A 20,419-nucleotide genomic window follows, 5' to 3' on the forward strand; every position below is an offset into this window, starting at 1 on the left:
GTGCAACAATGTTCCTATTTGCTTATGCGGAGACCGCATGGAAAACGTCAATGTACATGCATTAAGGATTTTTTGCCGTACTGACAGACAGCAGCGCCGACGATCGTTCAGGTCGGCACGTACCGCTGCAGCAGTTCCACGAATTGCTCATGCGGGATGGGGCGGCTGAAGAAGTAGCCCTGGTATTCGTCGGAGCCGAATACTTGCAAGGCTTGCAACTGCACTTCGGTTTCCACGCCTTCGGTGACGACCTTGAGGTTGAGCGCGTGCGCCATCGCGATGATGGCCTGGACGATGGCGCTGCCGTTGGCGTCGTGCGGAATGTCGGTGATGAAGGAGCGGTCGATCTTGACGTTGTCGACCGGGAAACGCTTGAGATAGGCCAGCGACGAGTAGCCGGTGCCGAAGTCGTCGATCGAGATCGTGAAGCCGAGCGCGCGGATGCCGTCCATGATGGCGATGGCCTGTTCGCGGTTGTGCATCACCATGCTTTCGGTGATTTCGAATTCCAGGCTGGCCGAGGACACGCCGCGCGCCTGCACCACGCGCTGGATGTCGGCCAGCAGGTTGTCGTCGTTGAACTGGCTGCCGGCAAGGTTGATGGCGATGCGGCCGAACGGCAGCCCGAGCTGGTTGAGCTTGACGATGTCGGCACAGGCGCTGTCGAGCACCAGCAGGCCGATCTGGTCGATCAGGCCGGCTTCTTCGGCCAGGCCGATGAATTCACCTGGCGGCAGCAGGCCGCGCACCGGATGCTGCCAGCGCACCAGCGCTTCGGCGCCGACGATGCGTGCGCTGGCGAGCTCCACCTTGGGCTGGTAGTGCACCACGAATTCGCGACGTTCGATGGCGCGGCGCAGCTCGGTTTCAAGGGCGATGCGTTCGACGGTGTGGGTGTTGACCTCGTCCGAGTAGAAGCGGTAGTCGTCCTTGCCGTTGTGCTTGGCGCGGTACATGGCGATGTCGGCATTCTTGATCAGCGTCTGCGCATTGGGGCCGTCAGTCGGATAGGTGGCGATGCCGATACTGGCGCTGAGCTGGCATTCGTGACCACTGATGTCGAACGGCTTGCGTGCCACCGACAGGAGTTTCTGGGCGATCTCGCCGAGTTGCAGCGGATCGTCGTAATCGTCGACCAGGACGATGAATTCATCGCCGCCGACGCGCGCCAGGATATCCAGTTCGCGCAGGCAGTGGCGGAAGCGCAATGCGATTTCGCTGAGCAGCGCTTCACCGGTTTCATGACCGAAGGTGTCGTTGATGTTCTTGAAGCGGTCCAGGTCCATCAGGAACACGGCGACCTGGCCGCCGCGGTGTTCCGCGTGGGCGATGGCGTTGCTGATGTGCTGCGTGCACAGGAAGCGGTTCGGCAGGCCGGTCAGTTCGTCGTAATGGGCGAGATGGCGGATGCGCTCTTCGGCCTTGCGGCTTTCGATGGCGACGCTGGCCAGATCGGCCGCGACGCCGGTCAGGTGCAGGTATTCGCTGCTGGGGATGCCGTGCTCCTTGAGCAGGGCCGAGAACACGCCGAGCACCTGGCCTTCCTTGCCCATGATCGGCCAGGAACCGCACGAGGGAAACTCTTCCAGGTGGATGTATTGGCGCGCGTTGCGCATCACCGGATCGCTCTGGATGTCGCCGACCACGTAGGGCATGCGTGTGATCACGGCTTCGCTGCTGGCGCCGTTCCCGTGTGCGATCGGCATGGTCAGGTAGCCATGCCGTGCGCGGTCGGACAGGCGCGCGGAGATGATCGCCGAAAAATGCGTGTTGTCGTCGTTGAGCAGCAGGATGGAGCAGATGCTTTGCGGAATCTGGGAATCGGCGAACAGCGCGATTTCCTTGAGGATGTCTTCCAGGTCGGCGTCCGTCATGACCAGGTGCAGGATACGATTCTGCGTTCCCTGCAGCAGCTCGGCGCGCTTGCGGGCGCTGATGTCGCGCAGGATCGCAAAAATCGCGAAGCCTTTGTCCAGCTCGGTGCGGTTGATGGTGACGTCGGTATAGATGATCTTGTGGCGGCGAATGGTGACCCATTCGAACTGCTGCGGCTCGCCGGCGATGGCCTTTTCGATCAGCTCGGCGATGTCGGGCTGTTGCAATTGCAAGGCGCTCTGACGCGAGAACAGGCCGACCTTCTTGCCGATGATGCGCTGCTTGTCGGCGACGCCGAAGAACTTCACGGCGGCCGCATTGCAGTCGATGTACAGCATGTCCGGGCTGAGCAGGACGATGGGGTCGTTGCCTTCTTCGTACAGCTTGCGATAGCGGTGTTCGCTTTCGGTCAGCACGTCGTCGCGCTTCTGCTTGTAGTTGTAATAGATCAGGAAGGCGATCAGCGCCAGCACGATGAAGCCGCTGATGCCGATCGACAGCAGGATGCGGTTGAGGGTGCGGCTCTTCCATGGCGACAGCACGTCATCCATGCGGCGCGCATAGACGGCGACCATGCCCGCCCCGGGGATTTTCTTGTAGGTAAACAACAGGTACTCGCCGGTCAGCGCCGAAGCCTCCTCGAAGGCGCCTTCAGCCGGGCCGTTGCGGATGTTGACCATGCTCCTGGCGTCGCGCAGGCTCTTGTTCAGCCAGGCTTCCTCGAACGGCGAGCGAATCATCAGCGAGCCGTCGTCCTTGCGTAGCGAAACGATGGCCTGGTAGTTGGTGATGCGTTTGTAGAAGTCGAAGAAATAGGAGACGCGCAGCTCGGCCACGATCATGCCGACATGTTGTCCGCGCATGTAGAGATTGCGGGCGACGGGCAGCACCAGCTCCTGGTTGTAGCGGCTCTTGGCGAGCATGCCGACGAAGTAGTGCGGTAGGGCAGGATTGGCGTCGACCTCGCGCAATTGCAGGTCGTTGAGTTCGATCTCGGTGGCGCCGACGCGCATGGAGCTGGCGCGGCTGACGCCGGTCAGGTCGACGAAACGCAGCGACTGCACCGGCGCCAGCGACTGCTTTTCATCGGCCAGCAACTGATAGAGGCCGACATCGTCGTCGAGGATGTGCTGGTCGGCAGTCTGGATGGCCACCGCCGTCGACGCCAGCATGTGGTCGATATCGGCCAGGATCCGCTCGGCGTGTTCTTCGACGCTGCGCACGGCCACCATGGAGCTGCCTTTTTCGGAGGCGATCGTCAGCTGTCGATCCTGCTCGACTTCCCACCAGGTCTGAGCGCTGATGACGGCGATGACGAACACCACAAAAAAAAGCAAGGTCCGTAACGTACTGGTTGCCCTTCCTAGCGACTTTATCCCTTTTCCCATTTGCCCAGTATTGAGTGATGTTGCTGTAATCAAAACAAAACCGGTGTCCCCCGGTAATTGTTCTTGTCCGCAAGGAATGTTGCTCGGCAAGATCGATCCTTATTTTGTTTCTTCTGTGAATCGTCTCTTTATGGATTAACCATACCGCAAGCAGAATGCTTTGTCATCCGTCGATCAGGTGTGATCTGGTGCAGACAGATGGTTTACGGTCAAAGTTCTGCTTCCTTGAGCGAAGGACAATTATTTCCTTGTAAACCAATTCCTTCAGGCAATGCGATAATACGGACCTTCGGCGGAGGGCATCGCGGTTGCCTGTTTTTTGTGCACGGCCTGGTCCGGAAATGCGATCCGTTCGCAATGCGCCGGGCAGGCGTCTCCGCTGCGCCAAGTGCACGCCGACAAATTCTATAAGTACGCCGACATTTTCCATCAACAGATCAAAGGGACATTCATGAAGACCAAAGCAGCAGTCGCCTGGCAAGCCGGCAAACCGTTGACCATTGAGGAAGTCGAACTGGGCGGCCCCAAGGCCGGTGAAGTGCTGGTCGAGATCAAGGCCACCGGCATTTGCCATACTGATTACTACACGCTGTCGGGCGCCGACCCGGAAGGCATTTTTCCGGCCATCCTCGGCCACGAAGGCGCGGGCGTGGTGGTCGACGTCGGTCCCGGCGTCAAGAGCCTGAAGAAGGATGACCACGTCATTCCGCTGTACACGCCGGAATGCCGCGAGTGCAAATTCTGCCTCTCGCAAAAAACCAATCTGTGCCAGGCGATCCGCTCGACCCAGGGCCGCGGCCTGATGCCGGATGCGACCAGCCGCTTCTCGCTGGACGGCAAGCCGCTGTTCCACTACATGGGCACGTCGACGTTTTCCAACTACATTGTTGTTCCTGAAATCGCCCTGGCCAAGATTCGTGAAGATGCGCCGTTCGACAAGGTTTGCTATATCGGCTGTGGCGTCACGACCGGCGTCGGCGCAGTATTGTTCACCGCCAAGGTGGAGGCGGGCGCCAACGTGGTTGTGTTCGGTCTCGGCGGCATCGGCCTGAACGTGATTCAGGCAGCCAAGATGGTGGGTGCCAACAAGATCATCGGCGTCGACCTGAACCCCGGCCGTGAAGCCATGGCGCGCAAATTCGGCATGACCGATTTCATCAATCCCAAGGACGTCTCCAACGTGGTCGACGCCATCATCGGCCTGACCGACGGCGGCGCCGATTACAGTTTCGAGTGCATCGGCAACACCACCACCATGCGCCAGTCGCTGGAATGCTGTCACAAGGGCTGGGGCCAGTCGATCATCATCGGCGTGGCCGCAGCCGGCCAGGAAATCAGCACGCGTCCGTTCCAGCTGGTCACCGGCCGGGTCTGGAAGGGCTCCGCTTTCGGCGGTGCACGCGGCCGCACCGATGTGCCGAAGATCGTCGACTGGTACATGGAAGGCAAGCTCAACATCGACGACCTGATCACGCACAAGCTGCCGCTGGAACGCATCAACGAAGGCTTCGACCTGATGAAGAGCGGTGAATCCATCCGCTCCGTCGTCGAGTTCTGACGTGGCGCTGGAACTGTTGAGCGAGCACGCCTGCTTCGGCGGCGTGCAGGGCTTCTACAAGCACGACTCGCAAGAGATCGGCCTGCCGATGCGTTTCTCGGTGTTCACGCCGCCGCAGGCGAAACAGGGGCCGGTGCCGGTGCTGTTTTACCTGGCCGGCCTGACCTGCACCGAAGAGACTTTCATGATCAAGGGCGGCGCCCAGCGCGTCGCCGCTGAACTTGGCGTCATGCTGGTGGCGCCGGACACCAGTCCGCGCGGGGCGAATATTCCGGGTGAAAGCGAGTCCTGGGATTTCGGCGTCGGCGCCGGCTTTTATCTTGACGCCACGCAGGCGCCGTGGAGCAAGCACTACCGCATGGAGTCTTATGTGGTGCAGGAGCTGCGTGCGTTGATCGTGAACGAGTTTGCGGCGGATGCTGCGCGCGTCGGCGTGTTCGGCCACTCAATGGGTGGTCATGGCGCACTGACGCTGGCCTTGCGCCATCCCGACGTCTATCGCTCAGTGTCGGCGTTTGCGCCGATCGCTGCACCGTCGCAATGTCCGTGGGGTGAGAAGGCGTTCGGCAATTATCTCGGCGGCGATCGCGCGACCTGGCTGGAGCATGACGCCAGCGCGCTCATGCGCAAGGCCGCGACGCCGTTCCCGCAAGGCATCCTGATCGACCAGGGACTGGCCGACAAATTCCTCGCGGAGCAGTTGTTGCCGCAGGAATTCGAAGCTGCCTGCGCGCAGGCCAAGCAGCCGTTGACCTTGCGCCGGCATGACGGCTACGACCACGGCTATTACTTCATCTCGACCTTCATGGAAGATCATCTGCGGTTCCATCATCGCATCCTGTCGGCCTGAACGTTTTCAGCGATCATGAAAAAAGCGCTCGTCCCGTGAGGGAACGAGCGCTTTTTCTTTGCGCGAAAAGATAATTGCGTATCAGTGCGCCGCAGCTGCCGCTTCCGCTCCTGCGTTGCCCTTGGCCGGCTTGATGATCCAGATCACCGGAATGATCACGAGGAAAATCACGCCCGACAGCCAGAAGATGTCGTTGATGCCGATCATCGCCGCCTGCGCGTTCAGGTTGCGCTCGATCAGGCCGGTGGCCTGCTCAGTGCTCATGCCGAAACTGCCGGTGAGATTGCTGAACATCTGCTGCAAGGCCGTGCTGTAGGGAGTGGCATGCTCGGTCAGCTGGGCATGGTGCACGATGGTGCGGTTGTTCCACGCCGTGGTCGCCACCGAGGTGCCGATCGCGCCGCAGAACACACGTACGAAGCTCGACAGGCCGGCGGCGGCGGGGATGCGTTCCGGCGGCAGGCCGGACAGCAGCAGCACCGTCAGCGGCACAAAGAACATCGCCGTTGGAATACCTTGCAACAGCGTCGGCAAGATGACCGTCCACTGGTCGACTTCAAGGTTGTAGTGCGAACGCATGAAGAACACGCAGGCAAAGCCCACGAAGGACGCCGTCGCCACCTTGCGCGCGTCCATGCGCGGCAGGAACTTGCCGATCAGCGGCATCAGGATCACCGCGAAAATCCCGATCGGCGCAGTCGACAGACCGGAGTCGATGGAACGGTAGCCGAGATACTGCTGCAGCCATTGCGGCAGTAACACCAGGTTGCCGAAGAACACGCCGTAGCCGATCGAGATCGCCACCGTGCCACCGAAGAAATTGCGCCTGCCGAACAGGCGCAAGTCCACCACCGGATGGTCGTTGTTCAACTCCCAGATCACGAAGTAGGCAAAGGCCACCGCCGCAATGATGCCCAACGTCACGATGGTCGGGGAGGCAAACCAGTCCAGGTCCTTGCCCTTGTCGAGCATGATCTGGAACGCCGCCACCCAGGTGATCAGCAACAGCAGGCCGATGGTGTCGATGGGGAGTTTATGCGTGGGACTTTCGCGGTCCTTGTAGATCGCCATCGTCATGCCGGCGGCCAGCAGGCCCACCGGGATGTTGATGTAGAAGATCCACGGCCATTTGTAGGCATCGGTAATCCAGCCGCCCAGCGCCGGTCCCGCCACCGGCGCAACCACGGCGGTCATGCCCCATAGCGCCAGCGCAAACGAGGCTTTGGATTTGGGGTAGGCCCCCAGCAGCAGCGACTGCGACAGCGGCACCATCGGGCCGGCCACCAGGCCTTGCAGGACGCGCGCGCCCAGCAGGATCGGCAGCGTCGGCGCCAGGCCGCACAGCCACGACGCCAGCACGAACAGCAGCACCGACGACACGAACAGGCGCACGGCGCCGATGCGTTGCGTCAGCCAGCCGGTCAGCGGAATCGAGATCGCATTGGCCGCTGCAAAAGAAGTGATGACCCAGGTGCCTTCATCGATGGAGACGCCGAGGTTGCCCGAGATGGTCGGGATCGCCACGTTCGCAATCGACGAATCGAGCACGTTCATGAACACCGCCAGCGACACGCACAAGGTGCCCAGCACCAGCTTGCCGCCGGTCAGCGGCGGCGGTGGTGTATAGGTTTGAGGACTGCTCGCCATGGAGGATGCGTCCGATCAGGTGTGAGGAATGACGATGGCGGCCTTCTTCTTCGACGCTGTCTGACTCTGAGCCTGCAAGCCACTGGCGTTGTCGCTGATGATGCGGTCGACGATCTCGTCGGCTTGCTTGCCGAGGTCGCTGTAGACATTGGTCTGGAAGTTGGTCGGGACGGCTTCCAGCGTCTTGCCGTCGCCGTGGATGTCCACGGTGGCGGTGGTCGACAGGCCGACGCGCAGCGGATGCGCCTGAACTTCCTGCGGGTTGAGCGCGATGCGTACCGGCACACGCTGGACCACCTTGATCCAGTTGCCGGTGGCGTTCTGCGCTGGCAGCAGCGAGAAGGCGCCGCCGGTGCCTGCCGAGAAGCCGACCACGGTGCCCTTGTACTTGACGTCGGAACCGTAGACGTCGGCAATCACTTCAACCGGTTGGCCGATGCGGATGTGCTTCAACTGGCCTTCCTTGAAATTGGCGTCGATCCAGATCTGCTCCAGCGGCACGATGGCCATCAGCGGATTGCCCGGGGCGATGCGCTGGCCCAGTTGCACCGAACGCTTGGACACGAAGCCCGATACCGGCGCCACGATATTGACGCGGGCGTAGTTCAGGTAGGCGTTGCGCACCTGCGTCGATGCCTGCAGCACGTTCGGATGTTCTGTCACGCTGGTGTGGTCGGTCAGGGCGCGGTTGGCGGCCAGACCGGCACGGGCTTGTTCCAGCGAGGCGTTGGCGTTCTTGACGGCGTCCTGTGCATGGGCCAGATCTTCTTGCGAGACGGCGCCCGAAGCGATGCCGGCCTGACGGCGCTGCAGATCGTCGCGGGTGCGGGCAAGATTTGTTTCAGCGGCAGTGACGTTGGCCGCCAGCGTGTCGTTGTTCAGGAAAGTCTGGCGCGTCTGGCGCACGGCCTGGGCCAATGCGGCTTCGGCTTGCGCCAGCGCCAGCTTGGTGTCGGCGGCGTCGAGCGACACCAGTTGCTGGCCGGCCTTGACGACTTGCGTGTCGTCGGCCTTGATCGCGGTGACGGTGCCGCCGACCTGGGCCGAAATCTGCACGACGTTGCCGCCGACGTAAGCGTCGTCGGTTTCTTCGAAGAAGCGGGCGTGCAGGAACCAGTACAGGAACAGGCCGATGGCGACGATGATCAGGACGAACGTCAACACCAGCAATTGGCGCTTGCGTTTGCCATTGCCATTGGGAGTGTTGGTGGCGTTGGCGGTATTGCCGGCGTTGCCGTTTTGTGGAAGGGCTTCACTCATGAATTACTCCGTGTATTTCTTTGTTTTTTCTGGGAGGCGCAGCCGCTCATGGGCGGTCGCGTCACGCTTGTATCTATGATAAAAATTATTGGGCTTTGGTCGCCGTCGGGCTGGAGGGGGCTGCAGTTGTGGCAATAGCCAGTCCTGCCTGCTGTGCGTCGAAGCCGCCGCCGAGCGCCTTGAACAGACCGATCTGCTGGTTGCGCTTGCTGGCTTCCAGGTTGATCAGCGCCTGTTGCTGGGCGAGCAGGGCGGTTTCTGCATTGAGCACCACCAGTTGCGAGGTCAGGCCGATGCGATAGCGTTCGCGCGCCAGATCGTAGGCGCGCTGGGTCGATGCCAGCGCTTCGCGGCGTATCGGCAACTGGCGATCGATCGAGCGGATGCCGGTGATCTGCCTGGCGACGTCGCCGTAGGCTTCATTGAGCGTCTGGTTATACGACGCCACCGCCATGTCATACGACGCATACGAACCCTTCAGGTTGGCGCGCAAGGCGCCGCCTTCGAAGATCGGCAGGCTGATCGCCGGACCGAACGCGATGCTCTTGCTGGAGGCCGTGAACGGATTCGAATTGAGCAGCGAGTCGAAGCCGATCATGGCCGACAGGTTGATGTCGGGATAGAAGCGCGCCTTGGCGACGTCGATGTCCTTGGTGGCGGCTTCCACTTGCCAGCGCGCCGCGACGATATCCGGACGACGGCCCAGCAGGTTCAGCGGCAACTGCGCCGGCAATTCCGGCGTGGTCAGCATGGCCATGCGCGGTGCGGCGATTTGCAGGCCGCGGTCCGGGCCTTTGCCGATCAGCACGCCGAGCTGCTGGCGCGTCAGCGTGATCTGGCCTTCGCTTTGCACCAGCTGGGCACGTGCTTCCGCGCTGCTGCCTTGCGACTGGTTGCGTTCGATCTGCGTGTCGAGACCGGTCTTGACGCGGTCGGCGGTGATCCTTTGCAACGACTCGCGCTGGTTGACCGTGCGCTGGGCAATATCGTGCAGCGCGTATTCCGTGGCCAACTGGTTGTAGGTCGAGGCGATCGAGCTGGCCAGCACCAGGCGGGTTTCCTGTTCGCCGGCTTCTGCTGCCTTCTGCTGTGACACGGCTTGCGCCAGCGCGGCGTGGTTCTTGCCCCAGAGGTCCAGTTCGTAGCCCAGATTCAGGAAGGCCTTTTTCTCGTTGTACCAGCTGCCGCCGTAGGGAGGCGGATAAATGGTGGTTTCCGGGAACAGGTTGCGCGTGAAGGATGCATCGGCGGTCACGGTCGGCAACAGCGGCGCGCCCTTGCTTTCGGCCAGCGCGCTGGCGGAAGCGATGCGCGCCTGCGCTTGTTGCAGGCTCGGGCTGTTGGCCATGGCTTCGGCGATCAGCGCGCTCAGTTGCGCATCACCGAACTGGTCGACCCAATTGGCAGCGGGCCACTGGCCCTGATTCTGGCCGGCGAGGCTGCGCTCGGCGGCGTAATCGCCGGGTTGCGCCAGGTGTTTGTCGCTGTCGATGCCGCTGAAGCTGGCACAGCCGGACAGGCCGAGCATGCCGATGGTGAGCGCGCAAAGGGCGATCACCCGCAGACGCAGTGCGGGCGATGAGGCGGATTTCATGACATTCTCCAAAGTGGATTCTTATTGCTGTATCTGGAAGTGAATCGAAAAGACGATCTGGAACTGCTATTTGAAATTTGAAACTGAATTTTTTGATGAGGTTGCTGCCACCGTTTTGAATATCCTGACTTCCTGGCCGGTGGCGACTTGCTGAGGCCGTTTGCACGCTAGCGAGTAAAAACTCATCTTTTTGTATTATACTCGTATATACGAACATTAGCTCATGTTAGAAAACTGGATTGAAAAATGAAACTGCAGCCTCGCAAAGAACCTCGCCAAGCACGCTCGAAAGCCATGGTCGACACCATTCTCGACGCCATGGCGAGAGTGCTGGTGGAACGCGGTTACGCCAAGACCAACACCAATCTCGTGGCGGAAGCGGCGGGCATCAGCGTGGGTTCGCTATATCAGTATTTCCCCAACAAGGACGCGCTGATTTTTGCGCTGCGCGAGCGCCATGTCGCGCGCATGCTGCAGTTGTTTGAAGAAGTCGTGGCGAAGATGGATGCGTCCGGCAGTCTTGTACGCGACTTCGAGGCGTTGATCGAAGCGCTGGTGGCGGCGCATCTGGTCGAGCCGGAACTGAACCGCATTCTGGAAGAAGAATTTCCCTCGTTCCATCTACCGGTGTCGAACCATGTCCGCCAGCGCTTCTTTGAAGCCATCCGCGGGGTCCTGACCAAACATCGCAAGAGCATCAGTGCGCCGGACGTGGATGTGGCGGCCTTTGTGGTCCAGCGCATGCTCAAGGCGCTGGTCAATGCCGTGGTGTTGATCGCGCCGCCGGGATTGAATGCAGCCAGCGTGCGCTCCGAAATTGTTCCTGCCGTTGTTGGTTATTTAACAGCGCAAAGATCGAATTAATTGCATAATGGGCCTCGCTCGCCAAAAACGCCGTATATAACAATTCCGAGGTGAGCAGGCTGGCAGGTTGTCCTGCCGATTTTTCGATCCGTTTTTCAAATTCAAATTCGTAGCGATCATGCGTCTATCGTTTGTTCACCGGTATGCCCGTCGCATGCTGGCAGGGAGTCTTGCGTTGCTGGCGGCCGGTGCGGCCTTGAGCGCTGCAGCCGCGAGCGTCACGGTACAGGTTCTCGATGTCACCGGCGCACCCGTGCCCAATGCTGTGGTGTATGCCGAGCCGACCAGTGGCCAGGTGGCGCCGAAATCGCTGAAGCAGGCCGAAGTCGAGCAAAAGGACGTCAAATTCTTTCCGCTGGTAAGCGTGGTGCAAGTCGGCACGCCTATTCTCTTCCCCAATCACGACAAGGTGCGGCATCACGTCTATTCGTTTTCGCCGGCCAAGACCTTCGAGTTGAAGCTGTATTCCGGCGTTCCGACCAGCCCGATCGTGTTCGACAAGGTCGGCATGGTGGTGCTGGGCTGTAACATCCACGACCAGATGGTCGCGTACGTGCAAGTGGTCAATACGCCGTTCTTCGGCAAGACCGACATGTCCGGCCGCGTCAAGCTGGAAGGGCTGGTCAACGGCAAGTATGCGCTGAAGGCCTGGTATTTCAAGATGGGGCCCAATGAGGCAGCCATGGAACAGCCGATCACGTATCAGGGCGCCGACCTGCACGCCTCGGTCAAGCTGAGCGTCAAGGCCGTTCCGGTGGAATAAGCGTAGCCGCAAGCTAAAGAGAAACGGGGAGCTCACAAGTGCGTTGGCATCGGCTGGAAAATCGCATCGTTGCGCTATTCATCATCCTGATCCTGCTGGTCCAGCTGGCGGGTTTTATCGCCATTCGCAAGGCGATCGATGAAAACGCGCGCGCGTCGATCCGCGACGAGCTGATCATCGGCGAGCGCGTGTTCTTGCGCCTGCTGGAACAGAACGCCGACAAGCTGACCCAGGGCGCACGCCTGCTGGCCTCGGACTTCGGCTTCCGCCAGGCGATCGGCACCGACGATCGCGAAACCATCACCTCCGTACTTGAGAACCACGGCGCGCGCATCGGCTCGACACTGTCGATGCTGATCGGCACCGACCAGCGTGTCAAAGCTTCCACCCAGGCTTACCCAAGCACCGACCTGCAGCGCAGCGCGCTGGAACTGGTCAGCAAGGCTGCCACCACCAACGGCGCTTCCGATACCGTGATCGTCGACGACAACCTGTTCCAGATCGTCGCCGTGCCGGTGCGGGCTCCGGTCATCATTGGCTGGGTCGTGATGGGCTTCCCGGTCGATAAAAAACTGATTTCCGACATGCGCGCCTTGTCGTCGCTGCAAGTCAGCGTGCTGGTCAGCACACGCGCAGGCCAATGGCAGCAGGATGTGTCGACGCTGGCCAAACCGGAATCGACCATGCTGATGTCGCAATTGCCGCAGTCGCCGGCCAGCAACAGTTTTATCCCCCAATTGAGCATCGCCGACAACGACTACAGCGCGCGCGTGCTGGTGCTGGCCAAAGGCCAGGGCAGCCAGAGCGCGGTGGCGGTGCTGCAGCGTTCGATCAGCGAAGCGGTGGCGCCGTATCGCCGCCTGCAACTTATCCTGCTGTCCATCAGCATTATCGGCGTGATCATGGCGATCTTCGCCAGCGCCTTCGTGGCGCGCCGCATCACCAGTCCGCTGCGCGCATTGGCCGATGTCGCCAAACGGCTCGGGACCGGCGACTACCGCGCCCGCATCAACATCAAGGGCGGCGACGAAATCGGCAAGCTGGCCGACGCTTTCGAAAGCATGCGTTCCGGCATCGCCAACCGCGAACTGGAAATCCGTCGTCTGGCGTATTGGGATCCGCTGACCGACTTGCCCAACCGCGTGCAGTTCGCCACCTTGCTCAACACCGCCATCGAGCGCGCCAAGACCACCGGCGGCCAATGCCACATCCTGATGATGGACCTGGATCGCTTCCAGCACGTCAACGACGTGCTCGGCCACAGCTTCGGCGACAGCCTGCTGCGCCAGGTGGGACGCCGTCTGGAACAGCAGCTGGAACGTGAAAACGACAAGGTCGCGCGTCTCGGCGGCGACGAATACGCGATCCTGCTGCCGGCCACCGATCAGGTCGAAGCGGTGCGCCAGGCCAAGCGCATCCTGAGTTCGCTGGAAGTGCCGCTGTCGATCGACGAGCAGACCGTGGATCTGGGCGCGGGCATCGGCATCGCCGGTTATCCTGAAAACGGCGAGAACAGCGACACCCTGCTGAGCAACGCCGAAGTAGCGATGTATGTCGCCAAGCGGCGCGGCAGCGGCTTCACCGTCTATGAACCATCGATCGACAAGAGCAGCCAGGAAAGCCTGAGCCTGCTGAGCGAACTGCGGCGCGCGCTCGACCGCGACGAATTCCTGTTGTACGCCCAGCCCAAGGTCGACCTGGCCTCGGGGCGCGTGGTCGGCGCCGAGGCGCTGGTGCGCTGGATGCATCCCGAGAAGGGTTTCATCGGCCCGGACAATTTCATCCCGTTTGCCGAGACCACCGGCTTCATCCGCATGCTGACGTCGTGGATGCTTGGCAAAACGGCAATCCTCTGCAGCGAAATGCAAAAACGCGGTATTTCGCTCAAGTTTTCGGTCAATCTGTCGACACGTGATCTGTTGGATCAGGATTTGCCGCAGCACTTTGCCGATATCCTGGAGCGCAACAACCTGGCGCCGTCGTCGATGTGCCTGGAGATCACCGAGAGCGCCATCATGGACGATCCGGTGCGCGCGCAGCTGACGCTGGAGCGACTGCACGCCATGGGCGTGGAACTGGCGATTGACGATTTCGGTACCGGTTATTCTTCGCTGGCTTATCTGAAACGCCTGCCGGTGGATGAGCTGAAGATCGACAAATCGTTCGTGATGAACATGGAGCACGACGCCGACGACGCCAAGATCGTCAAGTCGACCATCGACCTGGGCCACAACATGGGCCTGCGCGTGGTGGCCGAAGGGCTGGAGACGCTGGCGGTCTGGAACCTGCTGCGGCAGATGGGTTGCGACCAGGCGCAAGGTTATTTCATGAGCAAGCCGATGCCCGGCGATCGCTTCATCGAATGGCTAGAGCAATGGACGCCGCCGGAAGTACCGAGCCAGTCGGAGAATATGGCAATTTGAGTTGCTGCACCCGGAGTCGATACAGATTCGGGGCAGCAGAGTTGGGGGAAAGGGGAAATACATGACCAATAAAACAGAAAGGGCGCTGCGACGAGCGTCCGTGATCGCATCGGGCGCGTTCATGGCATTGATGTCTGCAGCGGCATCGGCGCAGAGTTCAATGACGCCCGACATGGGCAAGCTGATGGCCACGGCCGGGGTAGTCCAGGTCGAAGGCGCGGGCGGCGGCGGCCTGGTGCCGTGGGCTACCATTACCGGTTACGGCAGCCGCGACAGTTACGGCGCCAATGTGCATTACACCTATGTCGGCACCCAGGATTACAAGCTGGCCTCGTACGGCGTCGCCGTCGGCATCGCCGACCGTGTCGAGTTGTCGGTGGCCAAGCAGCGCTTCACCGGCAGCCAGGCGCCGCTCAACAATCTGCGCATCGACCAGGACATCTACGGCGTCAAGGTCAAGCTGGCCGGCGACATCGTCTACGACCAGGACACCTGGATGCCGCAGATCGCCGCCGGCGTGATGGTCAAGCGCAATAACGGCATCGGCGGCCTGGGCGCGGTCGCCAACGTCAAGGACCTCGGCGCCAAGAGCGATTCCGGCATCGACTATTACCTTGCGGCGACCAAGCTGTTCCTCGACCAGAGCCTGCTGGTCAACGCCACCGTGCGCGCCACCAAGGCCAACCAGATGGGCATCCTCGGTTTCGGCGGCGACAAGAGCGACCGCTACCAGGCCATGCTGGAAAGCTCGGTAGCCTATCTGCTCAATCGCCAATGGGTGGTCGGTGCGGAATACCGCATGAAGCCGCGCAACCTCGGCGCCGACAATGAGAAGGATTACTACGACGCCTTCGTCGCCTGGTTCCCGAGCAAGAACCTGTCGCTGACGCTGGCCTACGTCTCGCTCGGCGACATCACCATCTACAACCCCAAGCGCCAGGACGGCGTCTATCTTTCCGTGCAGGCGGGCTTCTGATGAAAAATCCGACGACAGTATCCGGCTGGCTGGCCGCAACTCTGATTGCGCTGGCGACCGCCTTGCCGGCTCATGCCCAAAAAACCGACGACAGCCTGTACCGCGATCTGGGCGGCCTGGACGTGCTGACCAAAGTGGTCGACGACACGCTGGCGCTGGCGCTGGCCGATGCCCGCATCAAGGACACCTTCAAGGAAACTGACATGAAGCGGCTGGCCAAGCTGATCACCGAACAGTTCTGCGAACTGAGCGGCGGTCCGTGCAAGTACAGCGGCGACCCGATGAAGGAAGTGCACCAGGGCCTGGGCCTGAGCAACATGCAGTTCAACGCGTTGGTGGAGGATTTGCAGGCGGCGATGGACAAGTCGAACATCCCGTCGCGCACGCAGAACAAGCTGCTGGCCCTGCTGGCGCCGATGCAACGCACTGTTGTCACAAAGTAAAGAATCGGACCGGCGGAATATATTTTCGTTGTAGTGGAATAAAACCGCGCTGCACACGTCTACTCTGTCATGGGTAAGGCAAAACCGCGCAACCCTGCAACGAAAAGGAATATCGCCATGAAACTGCTCCCACTGTCCCTGCTGACATTGACCTTGCTGTCGTCCGCCGCACCTGCCGCCTTTGCTGAAGAGATGGCCGTCAAGAAAGCCGACGATGTCCTCGTCACCACCAAGGGCATGACCGTCTATACCTTCGACAACGATCCGGCCGGCAAGAGCGTCTGTAACGGTCCTTGCGCCACTGCCTGGCCGCCGGTAGCACCGGTCGGCACGCCCAGCGCGCCGTTCTCGGTGATCAAGCGCGATGATGGCAGCGCCCAGCTGGCCCTCAACGGCAAGCCACTGTATCTGTTCGCGTCCGACAAGAATCCGGGCGATCGCAACGGCGACAACTTCAAGAACATCTGGCACGTCGTCAAGAACTGATCCGTCTCCGTCTCCATCTTCAACTCCCAGCCTGAGTCCATGTCCGACGAAAGTCACCTGCTGGCTTGTCTGCCGCGTCTGCGCCGTTATGCGCGGGCGCTGGTGGGCGATCGCGCCGGCGCCGACGACCTGGTGCAGGACACCATGGAGCGCGCCTGGCAAAAGCTGTCGAGCTGGCGCAAAAGCAGCGACATGCGGCCCTGGCTGTTCAGCATCATGCACAACCTGCACGTCGACCAGCGCCGCAAGCCGGTAATTCCGACAGTCACGCTGGACGACGAAGATGCCCTGGCAACGCAGGCTTACACGCCGGACCGCCTGGTCGGCTACGACCTCGAGTCGGCGCTGCGCCAGCTGGCGGCCGAACAACGCGAGATTTTATTGCTGGTCGTGCTCGAAGAGATGACCTATGAAGAAGTGGCCGCGACGCTGAGCATTCCGCTCGGGACCGTCATGTCGCGCCTGTCGCGCGGCCGCGAGCGCTTGCGCATGCTGGTCGAGGGACGGCCCCAGCATTCGACGTTGAAGGTGGTCAAATGAATCCGAACCCGTTGCCGGTTACCGAAGCCGATTTGCAGGGCTATGTCGACGGCTTGCTGCCGCAGGAGCGGTTGGCCGACGTTGCCGCCTGGCTTGAACACCATCCGGAAGAAGCGGAGCGCCTGCGCACTTACCGCCACCAGAACCAGGCCTTGCATCTGCTGTTCGATCCGGTGCTGGATGAACCGCTGCCGGCGCGCCTGGCGGCGCGTCCGAGCAGCAACTGGGAATTGCTGCGGCGTTACGCCGCCGTGTTTATCGTCGCGATCTTTGCCGGCGCCGGCGGCTGGTATCTGCATGGCGCGGCGCAGTCGTCGCCGGTGGGCTGGATTGCCGCCGTGGCGGGTAACGCAACGCGCGTGGATGCGCCCTTGATGATGGCGCGCCGCGCCGCAGTGGCGCACGCCGTCTATACGCCCGATCCGCGTCGTCCGGTGGAAGTCGGCGCCGACCAGGAAGAAGCGCTGGTGCGCTGGCTGTCCAAACGCATCGGCGCCGATGTCCGCGCGCCCAAACTCGCTCCCCTGGGTTACGAACTGATCGGCGGACGTTTGCTGCCGGGCCAGAGCGCACCGGTGGCGCAGTTCATGTACCACGACGGCGCAGGCCGGCGACTGACCTTGTACGTTTCCACCGACCAGGTGCAAAACAAGGACACCGGCTTCCGCTTTGCACAGGAAGGCACGGTCAACGTGTTCTACTGGATCGACGGCAAATTCGGCTACGCCTTGTCAGGCAGCATCGACCGTGCAGAGCTGGCGCGCATCGCCAACAGCGTCTACGAACAGCTGGACAAACCGGCCCGATAGAACTTGGGCTGGTCCTGAGCTGAGCCTAGGCTGATTCAGGTCCATCCTGCGCTACCGGCGCAGCACGGGGCGGAATGAAGAAATCCACCGGCTTCCTCAGGAAGCGCGCGCACAGCGACTTCAGCAGCGGCCAGCCGTGGCGGAACTTCACCTGGCGCGACCGCAGCGCCACGAACAGCGCCAGCGAAAAACTCACCCACAGGTTGACCGTACCGATCGCCAGTACGCCGAACGTCGAGACCGCGATCACGCTCCAGCCGACGGTATGGTCGAGCCCGACCAGCGCAATGGCGAAATTGGCCGCCGCAAATGTGATGTGGCGGATGTCGATCGGTAGCCCGAGCAGGAAACCGACGGTGCCGATGGTGCCCAGCAGGATGCCGAAGTAGAAATTCCCCATCAGGCCGCCCAGGCTGGTTTCCAGATAATCCCCCAATCGCGCCGTGCGCGCCTTGCCCAGCATGCGGCTGAGCCAGCGTGCGCGGGCCACGCGCTGCGACATGCGCGTATAGAGCGCCTTGTTGTCGTAATAGCCGGAGATCAAGCCCGCCAGGAACAGGCACACGCCCGCAATCGCTGCGTGGAACAGGGCCAGGCTGGAGAACGGATCGATGTCGTGCAGCAGGTGCTGCGCCTTGTCCGGCGCGACGAAGTGATGGCCGGCCAGCATGAAGTAGCCGCTCGCCAGCAGATACGCCACCGGGAAGGCGATCGTCAGGTTGCCCAGCACCGCCACGAACTGCGTGCGGATCACCTTGACGATCAGTTCGGTCAGGCTGTCGAGATCGAGGTTGCGGCCGTCGCTGCTGTGCAGCCCGGCGGCGATGCGCGAGGCGGTCATGGCCGGCTGCTTGGTCGCCACCGTGAAATGCAGCACGTGGATCAGCATGAAGCCGAGCGAATAATTCATGCTGAACAGGAAGGCTTCCACCAGCGGCGCCGCCCGCAGATAGGAGAACAGGATCTTGATCATCGACATGAAGCCGATGATGAAACCTGCGCCCGCCGCCGATTTGTACATGGAGGCGTATTCGCGCCGGTCTTCGGCGATGTAGTGCTCGCCGGTGCGGCTGGCGTTTTCGGTGATGTTGCGCGCCAGCAGGTTGATGTTCGCGGCGAACAGGTCGCGCACGGTGTACTTGCGGTTGTGCGCCTCGATCAGCTCCAGTCCCAGTTCGAGGCCGATGGCGCGCTTTTGCGTTGCCAGCGCCGCGGCCTGTTCAGGCTTACCGACGTCGACCAGCGACAGCAGCTTGCGCAGGCGGTCCAGATGCTGGTCCAGACGCACCAGCCGGTAAGTGACGGCGATGCTGGTGCCCAGGCGCAGCGTGCTCTTGCGGATGCGGCTGACGACTTCCTGGCATTGATCCAGCATCACCAGCACGTGGCTGGCGTCTTCCAGCGGCGTCGGGTCGCCATTGAGGTGATGCATGTAGCCATCGAGATAGCGGTGCAGTTCGACGTTCTGCATCAGGAACGGTGATTCGAAGGCCTTGACGTCGCTGTAGATGCGGATCAGTTCCGGCTCAATGCCGATCGCGCTGATACGGTAGGACAGCACCTGGATGGCCAGCAGGATCTCGGTCAGGGTCTTTTGCTCGTCGAACTTGTCAGCATCGAGGGGCAGTTCATCATCGGCGTTTTGCAATACGGCGAACAACGCAGCCCAGTCATCGACCGGCACCGCGCGCATCCACAGATAGTCGGTGTTGAAGGGGAACAGCTGTTCCAGGCAGTCGGACAGGTAGCGCTCATCCAGCGCCGGCGGCAGCACGCGGTAGGCGAGGCGGCGGTGCAGTTCGGAGAAGAAGCCGTCGTTCGACAGGATGCCGATGTCGGTGTACAGGCTGGTCTGGCGTCGCATTGACAGCAGATGCAGCAGGTGATGGCGCAGCGCGGCGGCGTGGTGCGGATGCTGCTGCAGCAAGTGCGTCAGTGTGCGCACGTTAGTGATGGCGAGTTCCGGCGCTTCGCGCTTTTGCGGGCGCAGGGCCTTGACCAGTGCAATCGCATGGTCGAGGTCGCTGCCGGCGGAGGTGGTGGCAAGAGCGGCGCTGATTTTTTCTAATAGGTGGAGCATGGGTGCAATGAAGAAGGAACGGAGGCCAGTGTAAGCGGTTCAGGGGCGCAATCTTAACCTGTGTAAAACAAAGATAAGGACATGTGATTTTCGTAAAGAGATGTCAGATTGTGTCGCTAACGGGGAGTTGCATAAGCCTGGTTAGTAAAAGGAGTCATCATGGAGATTGCATCTCTGGCAACTGGTGTCGCAACCGCCTGGCTGGCGAAAAAAGCTGTGGAAGGGATAGGTTTGGACCTGACCAAGGTCGCCAACCACGTCGTCGACGACGTGATCGGCCTGGTCAGTCCGGCCCTGCCAGCCAACCCGAATATCGGCCGTCTCATCAATACCAAGGCCTGAGGGGGGAGGAAACCGGATTATGCGGGTTTCCATTCAATCGCATCCGTCACGGGTGCGATTTTTTTTGGCCGCAAGCTACCGCGAACGTCGTGATGAATTGCTAAGTCTTTGTTTTATTGGCAATAAATGGAGTAAAAAACTTCGTCTATTTTTGTAAAACGTCTTGATTGTCGTAAAGAAATACGAAAAGATGACGTTATAGGGTGACATCATCAAAGGAGTGAATCATGGACGTTGGTAACATTCCCGCCGTCGCTTCGGCACTTGCCGCGAAAGAGACAAGTGATTCCGTCAATATTGCGATGCTGAAAAAGGCGCTCGATGTCCAGGCTACTACTGCCGTGGGCCTCTTGAATGCCTTGCCTCTGCCTGCCAATCCAAATATCGGTCGCAACGTCAACACTGTTGCCTGATTTTTGATTGTCGGTCTTGTGCTTTGAAATCGCCCTCCGGGGCGATTTTTTGTTTCTGGCGCAGTTTTATCATCTTGATATAAATTACACAATAAATTAGTCATTTTA

17 protein-coding genes are annotated in these 20,419 nt (G+C 61.0%); 12 read left to right on the forward strand and 5 right to left on the reverse strand.

Annotated elements, in window-relative coordinates:
• Positions 1–107: 107 nt before the first annotated feature.
• The gene (locus E4P32_RS04785; RefSeq protein WP_116433021.1) at positions 108–3,263 is read right to left on the reverse strand and encodes an EAL domain-containing protein; all 3,156 of its coding nucleotides are present in this window, start codon (positions 3,261–3,263) and stop codon (positions 108–110) included.
• A gap of 451 nt (positions 3,264–3,714) precedes the next feature.
• Between E4P32_RS04785 and E4P32_RS04790 the strand changes: the two genes are divergently transcribed.
• The gene (locus tag E4P32_RS04790; protein WP_116433896.1) at positions 3,715–4,821 is read left to right on the forward strand and encodes an S-(hydroxymethyl)glutathione dehydrogenase/class III alcohol dehydrogenase; all 1,107 of its coding nucleotides are present in this window, start codon (positions 3,715–3,717) and stop codon (positions 4,819–4,821) included.
• Positions 4,790–5,671, forward strand: a complete 882-nt coding sequence (fghA, locus tag E4P32_RS04795) for an S-formylglutathione hydrolase (protein WP_280649365.1) — start codon at positions 4,790–4,792, stop codon at positions 5,669–5,671. The genes E4P32_RS04790 and fghA overlap by 32 nt, the downstream gene beginning before the upstream one ends.
• Positions 5,672–5,752: 81 nt before the next feature.
• On the opposite strand, the gene E4P32_RS04800 is transcribed toward fghA, so the two are convergent.
• The 3 genes from E4P32_RS04800 to E4P32_RS04810 form a co-directional block, all read right to left on the reverse strand.
• A complete protein-coding gene (locus E4P32_RS04800) occupies positions 5,753–7,318 on the reverse strand; it encodes a DHA2 family efflux MFS transporter permease subunit (RefSeq protein WP_116433019.1) in 1,566 nt (521 codons plus the stop codon).
• A gap of 15 nt (positions 7,319–7,333) precedes the next feature.
• The gene (locus E4P32_RS04805; protein WP_116433018.1) at positions 7,334–8,578 is read right to left on the reverse strand and encodes an HlyD family efflux transporter periplasmic adaptor subunit; all 1,245 of its coding nucleotides are present in this window, start codon (positions 8,576–8,578) and stop codon (positions 7,334–7,336) included.
• An 85-nt stretch (positions 8,579–8,663) separates the two neighbouring features.
• Positions 8,664–10,172, reverse strand: coding sequence for an efflux transporter outer membrane subunit (locus E4P32_RS04810; RefSeq protein WP_116433017.1), 1,509 nt, complete (start codon positions 10,170–10,172; stop codon positions 8,664–8,666).
• A gap of 246 nt (positions 10,173–10,418) precedes the next feature.
• On the opposite strand from E4P32_RS04810, the gene E4P32_RS04815 reads away from it, so the two are divergent.
• From E4P32_RS04815 to E4P32_RS04850, 8 genes are all read left to right on the forward strand, one after another.
• The gene (locus tag E4P32_RS04815; protein ID WP_116433016.1) at positions 10,419–11,036 is read left to right on the forward strand and encodes a TetR/AcrR family transcriptional regulator; all 618 of its coding nucleotides are present in this window, start codon (positions 10,419–10,421) and stop codon (positions 11,034–11,036) included.
• Positions 11,037–11,190: 154 nt separating this feature from the next.
• A complete protein-coding gene (locus tag E4P32_RS04820; RefSeq protein WP_116433015.1) occupies positions 11,191–11,799 on the forward strand; it encodes a methylamine utilization protein in 609 nt (202 codons plus the stop codon).
• Between the two features lie 38 nt (positions 11,800–11,837).
• A complete protein-coding gene (locus E4P32_RS04825; protein WP_116433014.1) occupies positions 11,838–14,222 on the forward strand; it encodes an EAL domain-containing protein in 2,385 nt (794 codons plus the stop codon).
• A 121-nt stretch (positions 14,223–14,343) separates the two neighbouring features.
• Positions 14,344–15,198 carry a DUF3034 family protein gene (locus E4P32_RS04830; RefSeq protein ID WP_199525606.1) on the forward strand — a complete coding sequence of 285 codons (855 nt, stop codon included), beginning with the start codon at positions 14,344–14,346 and terminating at the stop codon, positions 15,196–15,198.
• Complete coding sequence (locus E4P32_RS04835) at positions 15,198–15,641, forward strand: group 1 truncated hemoglobin (RefSeq protein ID WP_116433012.1); 444 nt, start codon at positions 15,198–15,200, stop codon at positions 15,639–15,641. Before E4P32_RS04830 ends, E4P32_RS04835 begins: the two co-directional genes overlap by 1 nt.
• A gap of 117 nt (positions 15,642–15,758) precedes the next feature.
• Positions 15,759–16,127 (forward strand): hypothetical protein, encoded by a 369-nt coding sequence (locus E4P32_RS04840; protein ID WP_116433011.1) that lies wholly within the window; start codon positions 15,759–15,761, stop codon positions 16,125–16,127.
• 39 nt (positions 16,128–16,166) lie between these two features.
• The gene (locus E4P32_RS04845) at positions 16,167–16,667 is read left to right on the forward strand and encodes an RNA polymerase sigma factor (RefSeq protein ID WP_116433010.1); all 501 of its coding nucleotides are present in this window, start codon (positions 16,167–16,169) and stop codon (positions 16,665–16,667) included.
• Positions 16,664–17,476 carry an anti-sigma factor gene (locus E4P32_RS04850; RefSeq protein WP_116433009.1) on the forward strand — a complete coding sequence of 271 codons (813 nt, stop codon included), beginning with the start codon at positions 16,664–16,666 and terminating at the stop codon, positions 17,474–17,476. Before E4P32_RS04845 ends, E4P32_RS04850 begins: the two co-directional genes overlap by 4 nt.
• Positions 17,477–17,501: 25 nt before the next feature.
• Here E4P32_RS04850 and E4P32_RS04855 read toward each other — a convergent pair whose 3' ends face one another.
• A complete protein-coding gene (locus E4P32_RS04855) occupies positions 17,502–19,556 on the reverse strand; it encodes a site-specific recombinase (protein WP_116433008.1) in 2,055 nt (684 codons plus the stop codon).
• Positions 19,557–19,715: 159 nt separating this feature from the next.
• Between E4P32_RS04855 and E4P32_RS04860 the strand changes: the two genes are divergently transcribed.
• Together E4P32_RS04860 and E4P32_RS04865 are read left to right on the forward strand one after the other, a co-directional pair.
• Complete coding sequence (locus E4P32_RS04860; protein WP_116433007.1) at positions 19,716–19,898, forward strand: hypothetical protein; 183 nt, start codon at positions 19,716–19,718, stop codon at positions 19,896–19,898.
• Positions 19,899–20,125: 227 nt separating this feature from the next.
• Positions 20,126–20,311 carry a YjfB family protein gene (locus E4P32_RS04865; protein WP_116433006.1) on the forward strand — a complete coding sequence of 62 codons (186 nt, stop codon included), beginning with the start codon at positions 20,126–20,128 and terminating at the stop codon, positions 20,309–20,311.
• Positions 20,312–20,419: the final 108 nt, after the last annotated feature.

Origin of the sequence: Herbaspirillum sp. 3R11 (genome assembly GCF_004563925.1) — a bacterium.
Lineage (GTDB): Bacteria > Pseudomonadota > Gammaproteobacteria > Burkholderiales > Burkholderiaceae_D > Herbaspirillum.